The sequence below is a fragment of the uncultured Sphaerotilus sp. genome, assembly GCF_963924895.1.
Lineage (GTDB): Bacteria > Pseudomonadota > Gammaproteobacteria > Burkholderiales > Burkholderiaceae_C > Sphaerotilus.
Window position 1 is genome coordinate 33,959 of the sequence record NZ_CAWURG010000011.1, and the last position, 10,122, is coordinate 44,080.

Genomic DNA, 10,122 nt, shown 5'->3' on the forward strand with positions numbered 1-10,122 from the left:
AAGATTGATATTCATGCAAAAAGTCAAGGTGATTTTTGGCACCATTCACTAATGTTGCATGAAGAGTGCTACCAAATATTGGCAAAGCATTACGTGACCCGACATGAAATGTTCAGTACGGGTTTGCGGGCACAAAAAAACCCGCCGCAGCGGGTGATCAGGTTTCAGGCCGTCAGGTCGCGGGCGCGGACTCGTACAGCTCCAGCGGCAGCCCGTCCGGATCGGCGAAGAACACGAAGCGGTGGCCGGTGAACTCGTCGAGGCGGATGTCCTCGACGGCGATGCCCTGCGCTTCCAGTCGTGCCTTCCAAGCCGCCACGTCGTGCACCGAGAAGGCCAGGTGCCGCAGCCCGCAGGCTTCCGGGCGCGAGGGCCGCGGCGGCGGCGCGGGAAACGAGAACAGCTCCAGCTGCGAGCCATCCGGCAGCGCGAGGTCGAGTTTCCACGAGTCGCGCTGGGCGCGGTGGTTCTCGGCCAGCACGTGCAGGCCGAGCAGGTCGACGTAGAAGTGCCGCGAGCGGGTGTAATCGGACGCGATGATCGCGGCGTGGTGGATGCGCAGCAGGTCCATGGGCAGGATTCCCAGACAGGTTGGAGGGGGTGGCGGGTTCAGGCGTGCCCGGTGAAGCACCGGGACAGCAGGAATTCGACGAAGGTGGCCGTGTTCAGCGCCAGCCACTGGCGCGCCGGGTAGACGGCGTAAAGCGGCGGGCCGGCCGGCAGGCGCCAGTCGGGCAGCAGTTCGACCAGCGTGCCGCGGGCGAGTTCGTCCTCCACCAGCAGCCGGTCGATCACCGCGACGCCCGCGCCGGCACAGGCGAAGGCCACCAGCGACAGGCCATCGTTGACGCGGAGGCGGCCCTGCATGCGCACCCGGGTGGCGCTGGTGCCGGTGCCGTTGGTGTCGGCGGTGAAGCTCCATTCGTCATAGACCCGCCCGTCGCGGGTCCACAGCAGGCTCTCGTGGGCGGCGAGGGCTTCGGGCGTGTCGGGCCGGCCGGCGCGGTCGAGGTAGGCGGGCGAGGCCACCAGCACGCGCGGGTTGTCGGCCAGCCGGCGCGCGACCAGGGTCGAATCCTCCAGGTGCGCGACGCGGATGGCCACGTCGATCTGCTCGGCCACCAGGTCGCTCAGCCGGTCGTCCACCTGCAGCGTCACCTCGACCTGCGGGTACTGGCGCGTGAACGCGGTGAGCAGCGGCACCAGGTGGCGCTGGCCGAGCGGGCGCGGGCAGGACACCCGCAGCGGCCCGCGCACCTCCTGCTGGAACTGGCCGGAGATCTGCGCGACGTTGTCGAGCGCGCGATCGATCTGCTGCGCCTGCTGCAGCACGACCTTGCCGACCTCGGTCAGCGTCAGCCGGCGGGTGGTGCGCTGTAGCAGGCGGGCGCCGAGGTCCGCCTCCAGCCGCGCGAGCTGGCGCGAGACGACCGACTTGCCGCAGCCCAGCCGCACGGCCGCCGCGCTGATGCTGCCGGCGCCGACGATGGCGGAAAACGTGGTCAGGAGCTGGGGATCGGGGGAGGGCATTGGCGGATGGTTCGGTGGATTGTCCCGTTTGAGGCAACTATATATTCCTGGATTGAGGCTTTGTCTGCAACGGAAGACTCTCTACAGTCCGCGCATGAACCAACCCATTCCGCACCCCACCGTCACCGCCCCGGCGTCCGAGCTGATCGAGCGCCTGAACTGGCGCTACGCCGCCAAGAAGATGGACCCGGCCATGGTCGTGCCGCAGGACAAGGTCGAGCGCATCCTCGAAGCCGCCCGTCTGGCGCCCACGTCCAGCGGCCTGCAGCCCTACGAGATCTTCGTCGTCACCGACCCGGCCGTGCGCGCCCGCATCCAGCCGATCGCGTGGAACCAGGCCCAGATCACCGAGGGCTCGCACCTGCTGGTCTTCGCCGCCTGGGACCACTACACGGCCGAGCGCATCAACCACATGTTCGACCTGACCAACGAGGTCCGCGGCTTCCGCAGCGAAGGCTGGGAGAACTACCGCAACATGCTGCTGGCCAACTACCCGCAGCGCGACCCGGAGGTGAGCTTCCAGCACGCCGCGCGCCAGGCCTACATCGGCCTGTCGGCTGCGATGGTCGCCGCCGCCTTCGAGGAAGTGGATTGCACGCCGATGGAGGGTTTCGATCCCGCCGCGCTGGACGAGATCCTGGGCCTGCGCGCGCGCGGTCTGCGCAGCGCCGTGATCCTGCCGCTGGGCTACCGCCAGCCGGAAGGCGACTGGCTGGTGAAGCTGCAGAAGGTGCGCCGCCCGCGCGCGGAGTTCATCACCGAGGTCTGAACCCCCTGCGCACCCGCACGCCGCCTGCGTTCAGACAAAGGCGATGTGCTTGCGCAGCGGCAGCTCCCGGATGCGCTGGCCGGTGGCGCGGAAGATCGCGTTGGCCAGCGCGGGCGCGGCCGGCGGCGTGCCGGGCTCGCCGATGCCGCGGACCGGGCCGCCGCTCTCCAGCACCTGCACCTGGATGCGCGGCACCTGGGCCATGCGCAGCGAGGCGTACTGGTGGAAGTTGCCCTGCTCCACCGCGCCATCCGCGAAGGTGATCTCGCCGAACATGGCCGCGCTCAGCCCGAAGAGCGCGCCCGACTGCAACTGCGCTTCGACGTTGCGCGGGTCCAGCGCGGTGCCCACGTCGGCGGCGATGCTGAGCCGGTCGATGCGGATGCCGTCCGGCGTCGCGGTGACCTCGACCACCTCCGCCACCGGCACGCCGAAGGACAGGTGGAAGGCCACGCCGCGGCCACGGCCCTGCTCCAGCGGCGTCTCCCAGCCGGAGAGCGCCGCCACCGCGTCCAGCACGGCGCGTGACGGCGCGTGCGTCAGCAGCGTGCGCCGCAGCGCCACCGGATCGGCGCCGGCCTGGTGCGCCAGCTCGTCGAGGAAGCTCTCCACGAAGAAGCCGTTGAACGAGTGGCCCACCGAGCGCCAGGAGCCGACCGGCACGCTCGCCGGCGTGCGGAAGGTGGTGGCGCGCCAGTGCGGCACGCCGTAGGGCTGGTCGTGCAGGCCGTCGGCGATCAGCTTGTCCGGCCCCGGCGGCGCCAGGCCGATGCGCCCGACCTGGGACTCCAGCACCGAGGGGCTCGCCACGCGCAGGTCCAGCGCCTGCACCGTGCCCTGCCCGGTGGTGCCACGGAAGCGGGCGATGGCGGGCGGGCGGTAGAAGTCGTGGCCCAGATCCTCTTCGCGGCGCCAGGTGAGCTGGACCGGCTGGCCCGGCCGCGCCATCGCCAGCCGCACCGCCTGCAGCACATAGTCCGACTCGGCCCGCCGCCCGAAGCCGCCGCCCATCAGCGTGGTGTGGACATGGACCCGGCTGGCGTCGAGGCCCGCCAGCTTCGCCGCCTGGTCGCGGGCGATGGTCGGAACCTGGGTGCCGGTCCAGAGGTCGAGCTGGCCGTCGTGCAGCCAGGCCACGGCGTTCATCGGCTCCATCGTGGCGTGGGCGAGGTAGGGCACGCGGTACTCGGCCTCCAGCACCTGGCCGGCCGACCTGGCCAGCGTCAACGCCTGCTCCGCATCACCGTCATTGCGCCACTGCTTGTCCTGGTGTTTTGGGTCGAAGGACGCGGCGACCGCCTCCATCAGCGCCACGGTCGTCAACGGGTAGACCGGGGCGCCCCACTCGCACCGGACGGCCTGCGCCGCCTGGAAGGCGCGCCAGGTGTTGTCGGCGACCACGCCCACGCCGCCGGGCAGCGCGACCACCTGCAGCACGCCGCGCATCGCCCGGGCCGCGGTGGCGTCGAAGGACTGCAGCGGGGCGTCGAGCGCCGGGTTCATGCGCACGGTGGCGAACACCATGCCGGGCAGGCGCACGTCGATGCCGAAGGTGGCGGTGCCGGTGCACTTGCCCACCATGTCCACCCGCGGCATGGACTGGCCCAGGTAGCGCCACTGCGCCCGCGGCTTGAGCGGCGGATCGTCCGGCAGCGCCACCTTGGCGGCGTCTGCGGCGAGTTCGCGGTAGGGCAGACGGCGGCCGTCGGGCGCGACCACGGCACCGGACGCTGTCTTCAGCGTGGATGCCGGCACGCCCAGCCGCTGCGCCGCCGCCGCCACCAGCGCGAAGCGCGCCGCTGCACCCGCCACGCGCATCTTGTCGAAGGCATCCGGCACGCTGGACGAGCCGCCCGTGCCCTGCAGCCCCACGAACTTCGCCAGCACGCCCATCGTGCCGCGCATCGTGTCGGCGAGGGCGCTGTGGTCGAGCGCGCCGAAGGGCACCGCCTCCGCCAGCATCGCCCGGTTGTAGTAGGCCGCGCCGGGCGGGCCGTGTTCGACACGCAGCTGGTCCCAGTCGACGTCCAGCTCCTCGGCCACCAGCGCGGCCAGCGTGGTGTGGATGCCCTGGCCCATCTCGGCGCGCGGGGTGATGACGGTCACGCCCTGCGCGTCGATGCGCACATAGGGCGTGATCGCGCTGCTGCCCTCGGGCAGGGTGTCCAGCAGCGGATTGGGGTGTGGCTGGCGGTAGCGCCAGACGCCGAAGGCAGCGCCGCCGAGCATGGCGACCGAGCCGACCAGGAAGCTGCGGCGGGCGATGGTCGTTAGCCGGCTCATGCGGCGGCTCCCTGCAGGCGCTTGGCCGCGTCGTGGATGGCGGCGCGGATGCGCGGGTAGGCCCCGCAGCGGCAGAGGTTGCCGGACAGGGCGGCGTCGATGTCGGCGTCGGTCGGCGCGGAGTTCTGTTGCAGCAACGCCGCCGCCGCCATGATCTGGCCCGACTGGCAGTAGCCGCACTGCGCCACCTGGTGCGCGATCCAGGCCGCCTGCACCGCGTGCAGCGCTGCGGGCGTGCCCAGTCCCTCGATCGTGGTCACCTGGCCCGTCACGCTGCCCACCGGCGTCACGCAGGACCGCACCGGCGCCCCGTCGACATGGACCGTGCAGGCGCCGCACAGCGCCATGCCGCAGCCGAACTTGGTGCCGGGCAAGTTCAGCGCATCGCGCAGCACCCAGAGCAGCGGCATCTCGGGTTCCAGGTCCAGGGTGTGGGTCTGGCCGTTCACGGTCAATTGCATCAGGGGCCTCGGCATCCTTCGTTTGATGGACGGATTGTCCGGGCGGCGGCCCGGTCGGCGCAGCGGCGTTCTACAGTGGTTTCAACCGAGGAGCCGCGCATGAACCTGTCCCGCCACTTCACGCTGGAAGAGCTGACCGCGTCGACGACCGCCCAGGCCGAGCACATCGACAACCAGCCCACCCCGGCCGAGATCGCCGCGCTGCGGGCACTCTGCACCACCGTGCTCGACCCCTTGCGGGATGCGCTCGGCCAGCCGATCAAGGTGACCTCGGGCTACCGCGGCCCGGCACTGAACCGGCGCGTCAAGGGCGCGGCCAAGAGCCAGCACCTGACCGGCGAAGCGGCCGATCTGCAGTCGCCGGGCCTCTCGGTGCTGGCGCTGTTCCAGTTGGCGATCCGGCTCCAGCTGCCCTTCGACCAGATCATCTACGAGGTGAACGGCGCGGCGAAGTGGGTGCACATCTCGCACACGACCGGCGCCAACAAGGGCGAGATCCTGCTCGGCAAGTTCGGCCCCGACGGCAAGGTCAGCTACCCCAAGCTCACCGCCGCCGCCGCGCTGGCGCTGTCCGAACCCCGCACGCGTGGTCCGCTGGTGGAGCCTGACTACACCGAACTCCGCGACGAGCCGGTGCGCCGCACGCGCAAGCCCAAGGCCGCCCCTCAGCCCGGCGCCTTGTAGACCAGCACCTTGAGCGCCCGCTCGGGGGCCACGTCGGCGAAGGCGGGCGGATTCGGCAGGCGCTGCACCAGGGTCAGCTCGGGCGCCAGCGTCTGCATCGGCTCGGTGAGGAAGTCGGTGCCGAGTTCCGGCGCATTCAGGCAGAGCAGCGCGTGGCCACCCGGTGCGAGCAGGTCGGGCAGGCGGCGCAGCAGCCGGGCGTAGTCCTTGCCCGCCACGAAGCTGCCCTTCTGGTAGCTGGGCGGATCGACGATGACGAGGTCGTAGGGGCCGCTGCGGTTGATCTTGCCCCAGGAGCTGAAGATGTCGTGCGGCAGGAAACTCGCCCCCGTCGCCACGCCGTTGAGCCGGTGGTTCTGCTGGCCGATGGCGAGCGCGCCGTGGCTCATGTCGACATTGACCACCTGGCGCGCACCCGCCTGCAGCGCCACCACCGAGAACGCGCAGGTGTAGGCGAACAGGTTCAGCACCTTCAGCCGCGGTTTCTCCGTCGCCAACGCCCGCACCCAGCGGCGGCCCTCCGCCATGTCAAGGAAGAGGCCGTGGTTCTGGCCGCGCAGGACGTGGACGAAGTAGCGCGTGCCGTCCTCGCTCACGGCGTGCTGGTCGGGCACGCTACCGGCCATCAGCCGCGTGTCGGCGCGGCCGTCGAGTCGCGTCTGGAAGACCCAGTTCAGCGGCTGTCCCGGCGCCAGTTGTTCCCAGCGGGCCGCCAGCGTGGCGCCGATGGTGGCCAGTTCCTCGTCCGGCACCGGCTGGAAGCTGGTCAGCACCCAGACGGGCGGGTAGAAATCGAGTGTCCAGTGTTCGCAGCCGGCGTGCAGGCCGCCGCGGCCGTGGAAGAGGCGCGCGGCGTCGGTGGGCAGGGGCATCGACGCGAGGGTGTGGAGCAGGGGAGTCACGGGCGGTGTCTTGTCAGCGGGGCTGCGGATTCTGGCACCGGGTCTGCGAGACTGGCGGCCTCCTCCGTCCACGAAGGCCCTCCCCATGCAGGACCAGCCCCTCGACCTCATCGGCACCCCGGCGTTTGTCCCCGGCCGCCAGCGTTCCCAGCTCACCACCGCCGACCGCCACGGGCGCCACCGCCGCGTCGTCCTGGAGACCGAACACCTGATCGAGGCGCCCAACTGGTCGCCGGACGGCCAGTGGCTGCTGTTCAACAGCGAGAGCGCGCTGTTCCGGGTCCGCGCCGATGGCTCGGCCGCGCCCGAGCGCATCGACACCGGCACGCACGCGGCCGCGAACAACGACCACGTGCTCTCGCCGGACGGGTGCACGGTGTACTTCTCGACCAACGACTGCCGGCTGCTGGCGGTGCCCTTCGAAGGGGGCGTGCCGCGGCGCGTGTCTAGCGAGGCGCTGGTCGAGACGGGGTTCCACTACTACCTGCACGGCGTCTCGCCCGATGACGCGCTGCTCGCCTACGTCGGATTGCGTGCTGCAACCGACGGTGTCGGGTACGCGTATGGCCTCTACACCGTGCCCACGCAAGGGGGACAAGACCGGGCGCTGCTGCTGCCGGGCGTGCCGGTCGACGGCCCGGAGTATTCGCCCGACGGCGCGTGGATCTACTTCAACGGCGAGATCGGCGCCCGCACCCCCGGACACTCGCAACTGTTCCGCATGCGCCCGGACGGCCAGGGCGTCGAGCAGCTGACCCACGACGCGCGCGTCAACTGGTTCCCGCACCTGTCACCGGATGGCCGCTGGATGCTCTACCTGAGCTACCCGCCTGGCACGCTCGGGCACCCGGCGAACCGGGAGGTGATCATCCGCATCGCGCCCGCCCAGGGTGGGCCAGCGAACGACCTTGTTCACCTGTTTGGTGGCCAGGGCACGCTCAATGTCAACGGCTGGGCGCCGGACAGCGAGCGGTTTGCGTATGTGGCGTATCCGGCGGTCGCGGGCTGAGGCGGTCCTTGCCCTCGGTCGATCGGGAAGTCACCGAGTTCCTGCTGCGTTCGCCTGCGCACAGACAGGGCCGGTTTCGTGGCGCAGCGTGATGTCCGTGGCGTCGGGTCCGACGCCCCCCGGTCCGAAGCAGGAGACATCATGAAGTTCAAATCCAACATGGCCGCTGTGGCGGCGCTGGCCCTTGGCACCGGCCTTGTTCACGGGCAGGGCGGATCAATGATGAATGGGGGTGGCTGGTATGGCGGCTGGATGGGCGGGTACGGTGGCATGTGGGTTCCGATCCTGCTGGTCGTCATCGTCGGGCTGGTGGTTTGGATCGTCATGCAACGGCGCAAGTGACCACCATGCAAACCCACAGTTCCATGCACCCCGACCCGCCCCACCGGCATGGCAAGCCCGCTCCGCAGCCTGTGCCCGGCACAACGAACGCTGCGGCCCAGCCCGGGCGCACCTACACCTGCCCGATGCACCCCGAAATCCGGCAGGACCAACCCGGCAATTGCCCGAAGTGCGGCATGACGCTGGAGCCGGTGTTGCCGGCCGTGGACGAGGACGAGAACAAGGAACTCCTGGACTTCCAGCGCCGCTTCTACTGGACCCTGCCGCTGACCGTGGTCGTCTTCGTGCTGGCCATGTTCGGGCACCGCCTGGCCCTGTTCGACAGGGGCACGCAAAACTGGATCGAGTTCGCCGTGACCTTGCCCGTGGTGCTGTGGGCCGGCTGGCCCTTATTCGTGCGGGGCGCGCAGTCCATCGTCCACCGCAGCCCCAACATGTGGACGCTGATCAGCCTGGGCACGGGCTCGGCCTTTCTCTACAGCGCCGTCGCCACCATCGCGCCCCAGGTGTTCCCGGCCTCGTTCGTCACCATGGGGCATGTGGCGGTCTACTTCGAGGCTGCGGCCGTGATCATCTCGCTGACGCTGCTCGGGCAGATGCTCGAAGGCAAGGCCCGGTCGCAGACTTCGGCGGCCATCAAATCGCTGCTCGGGCTGGCGCCGAAGACCGCACGCCGCCTGGCCGACGACGGCACCGAGCAGGATGTCCCCTTGGCCGACGTCCATGCCGGCGACAAGCTGCGTGTACGTCCGGGCGAGAAGGTGCCCGTGGACGGGGAGGTGCTCGAAGGTGGCAGCGCGGTCGACGAGTCGATGCTCACGGGCGAACCCATGCCGGTCAGCAAGACCGTGGGCGACTCGGTCATCGGCGCCACGCTCAACACCACGGGCGCGCTGTTGATGCGCGCCGACAAGGTGGGGGCGCAGACCGTGCTGGCAGGCATCGTGCAGATGGTGGCGCAAGCCCAGCGCTCGCGCGCGCCGATGCAGCGCATGGCCGATCAGGTGGCGGGCTACTTTGTCCTCAGCGTCGTCGGCATCGCGCTCCTGACCTTCTTCGCCTGGGGGCTCTTCGGTCCCTCGTCCGCCGGCGAGTCGAGCTGGGTCCATGGGCTGATCAACGCGGTTGCGGTCCTCATCGTGGCCTGCCCTTGCGCGCTGGGGCTGGCCACGCCGATGTCGATTATGGTCGCCACGGGTCGAGGCGCCACGCATGGCGTGTTGTTTCGCGATGCGGCGGCCATCGAGAACCTGTGCAAGGTTGATACGCTAATCGTCGACAAGACCGGCACGTTGACCGAGGGCAAACCAGCATTTGAGCGCTCGCTAGGCGTCAATGGCTTTAGCGACGACGAGGTGCTACGGCTGGCTGCCAGCCTCGATCAGGGCAGTGAGCATCCCTTGGCTGCCGCTATTGTCAGCGCGGCGCGAGAGCGCAAACTGGAGCTGGAAAAAGCCGAAGAATTCGACTCCGCATCGGGTATCGGCGTTAAGGGGGTGGTGGCTGGTAAATCCCTGGCTATTGGCAACCCGGCGCTGATGCAGCAGCTGGATATCGATGTGACGTCATTGGCGAGCCAGGCCGAAGAATTGCGCGGGCAGGGCGCCAGCGTCATGCACCTGGCCGTGGATGGCAAATTGGCGGGGCTGTTGGCGGTTTCCGATCCGATCAAGGCGACCACCGCAGATGCCTTGGATTCGCTGCGCAAGTCGGGGCTGCGCATCATCATGGCCACCGGCGATGGCCTGACTACGGCGCAGGCCGTGGGTAAGCGTTTGGGCATCGAGGAGGTGCATGGCGAGGTCAAACCGGCAGACAAGTTGCAGCTGGTCGAGCACCTGCAAAAAGAGGGGCGAATCGTGGCGATGGTGGGGGACGGCATCAACGATGCACCGGCGCTGGCCAAGGCCAATGTTGGCATCGCCATGGGCACCGGCACCGACGTGGCGATGAACAGCGCGCAGCTCACCCTGGTCAAGGGCGATCTGCGCGGCATTGCTACCGCACGTGAGTTGTCTGTGGCCACGGTGCGCAACATGAAGCAAAACCTCGGCTTTGCCTTCCTCTACAACATGCTCGGTGTACCGCTGGCCGCCGGTGTACTGTTCCCGTTCACCGGCTGGCTGTTGTCGCCGATGATCG

The 10,122-nt window shown here is 69.6% G+C and carries 10 protein-coding genes; 5 read left to right on the forward strand and 5 right to left on the reverse strand.

Translation table 11 applies throughout. The features are described 5' to 3' along the window. Positions 1 to 172 precede the first annotated feature (172 nt). Together AABN02_RS04130 and AABN02_RS04135 are read right to left on the reverse strand one after the other, a co-directional pair. Positions 173 to 571: a VOC family protein gene (locus tag AABN02_RS04130; RefSeq protein ID WP_338413652.1), complete on the reverse strand. Its 399-nt coding sequence runs from the start codon at positions 569 to 571 to the stop codon at positions 173 to 175. A gap of 38 nt (positions 572 to 609) precedes the next feature. Then, positions 610 to 1,530, reverse strand: coding sequence for a LysR family transcriptional regulator (locus AABN02_RS04135; RefSeq protein ID WP_338413653.1), 921 nt, complete (start codon positions 1,528 to 1,530; stop codon positions 610 to 612). 94 nt (positions 1,531 to 1,624) lie between these two features. On the opposite strand from AABN02_RS04135, the gene AABN02_RS04140 reads away from it, so the two are divergent. Next, positions 1,625 to 2,299: an NAD(P)H-dependent oxidoreductase gene (locus tag AABN02_RS04140; protein WP_338413654.1), complete on the forward strand. Its 675-nt coding sequence runs from the start codon at positions 1,625 to 1,627 to the stop codon at positions 2,297 to 2,299. A 30-nt stretch (positions 2,300 to 2,329) separates the two neighbouring features. Here AABN02_RS04140 and AABN02_RS04145 read toward each other — a convergent pair whose 3' ends face one another. Both AABN02_RS04145 and AABN02_RS04150 read right to left on the reverse strand, forming a co-directional pair. Further along, positions 2,330 to 4,582, reverse strand: coding sequence for a molybdopterin cofactor-binding domain-containing protein (locus AABN02_RS04145; protein ID WP_338413655.1), 2,253 nt, complete (start codon positions 4,580 to 4,582; stop codon positions 2,330 to 2,332). Then, positions 4,579 to 5,043 (reverse strand): (2Fe-2S)-binding protein, encoded by a 465-nt coding sequence (locus AABN02_RS04150; RefSeq protein WP_338413656.1) that lies wholly within the window; start codon positions 5,041 to 5,043, stop codon positions 4,579 to 4,581. The genes AABN02_RS04145 and AABN02_RS04150 overlap by 4 nt, the downstream gene beginning before the upstream one ends. 99 nt (positions 5,044 to 5,142) lie before the next feature. On the opposite strand from AABN02_RS04150, the gene AABN02_RS04155 reads away from it, so the two are divergent. Further along, positions 5,143 to 5,727, forward strand: coding sequence for a D-Ala-D-Ala carboxypeptidase family metallohydrolase (locus tag AABN02_RS04155; RefSeq protein WP_338413657.1), 585 nt, complete (start codon positions 5,143 to 5,145; stop codon positions 5,725 to 5,727). Here AABN02_RS04155 and AABN02_RS04160 read toward each other — a convergent pair. Continuing rightward, positions 5,709 to 6,629 (reverse strand): class I SAM-dependent methyltransferase, encoded by a 921-nt coding sequence (locus AABN02_RS04160; protein WP_338413658.1) that lies wholly within the window; start codon positions 6,627 to 6,629, stop codon positions 5,709 to 5,711. The genes AABN02_RS04155 and AABN02_RS04160 overlap by 19 nt on opposite strands. 85 nt (positions 6,630 to 6,714) lie before the next feature. Between AABN02_RS04160 and AABN02_RS04165 the strand changes: the two genes are divergently transcribed. From AABN02_RS04165 to AABN02_RS04175, 3 genes are all read left to right on the forward strand, one after another. Continuing rightward, positions 6,715 to 7,638: a transporter gene (locus AABN02_RS04165; protein ID WP_338413659.1), complete on the forward strand. Its 924-nt coding sequence runs from the start codon at positions 6,715 to 6,717 to the stop codon at positions 7,636 to 7,638. Positions 7,639 to 7,779: 141 nt separating this feature from the next. After that, on the forward strand, positions 7,780 to 7,980 hold the full coding sequence (locus AABN02_RS04170) for a hypothetical protein (protein ID WP_338413660.1): 201 nt from the start codon (positions 7,780 to 7,782) through the stop codon (positions 7,978 to 7,980). Then, the coding region (locus AABN02_RS04175; RefSeq protein WP_338413661.1) for a copper-translocating P-type ATPase at positions 7,953 to 10,122 on the forward strand (2,170 nt) is incomplete at its 3' end. The genes AABN02_RS04170 and AABN02_RS04175, both read left to right, overlap by 28 nt.

Excerpts from the sequence above, each read along its gene's own strand:
- AABN02_RS04130 (WP_338413652.1), bottom strand. The coding sequence starts at position 571 with ATGGACCTGCTGCGCATCCACCACGCCGCGATCATCGCGTCCGATTAC.
- AABN02_RS04135 (WP_338413653.1), bottom strand. The coding sequence starts at position 1,530 with ATGCCCTCCCCCGATCCCCAGCTCCTGACCACGTTTTCCGCCATCGTC.
- AABN02_RS04140 (WP_338413654.1), top strand. The coding sequence starts at position 1,625 with ATGAACCAACCCATTCCGCACCCCACCGTCACCGCCCCGGCGTCCGAG.
- AABN02_RS04145 (WP_338413655.1), bottom strand. The coding sequence starts at position 4,582 with ATGAGCCGGCTAACGACCATCGCCCGCCGCAGCTTCCTGGTCGGCTCG.
- AABN02_RS04150 (WP_338413656.1), bottom strand. The coding sequence starts at position 5,043 with ATGCAATTGACCGTGAACGGCCAGACCCACACCCTGGACCTGGAACCC.
- AABN02_RS04155 (WP_338413657.1), top strand. The coding sequence starts at position 5,143 with ATGAACCTGTCCCGCCACTTCACGCTGGAAGAGCTGACCGCGTCGACG.
- AABN02_RS04165 (WP_338413659.1), top strand. The coding sequence starts at position 6,715 with ATGCAGGACCAGCCCCTCGACCTCATCGGCACCCCGGCGTTTGTCCCC.
- AABN02_RS04170 (WP_338413660.1), top strand. The coding sequence starts at position 7,780 with ATGAAGTTCAAATCCAACATGGCCGCTGTGGCGGCGCTGGCCCTTGGC.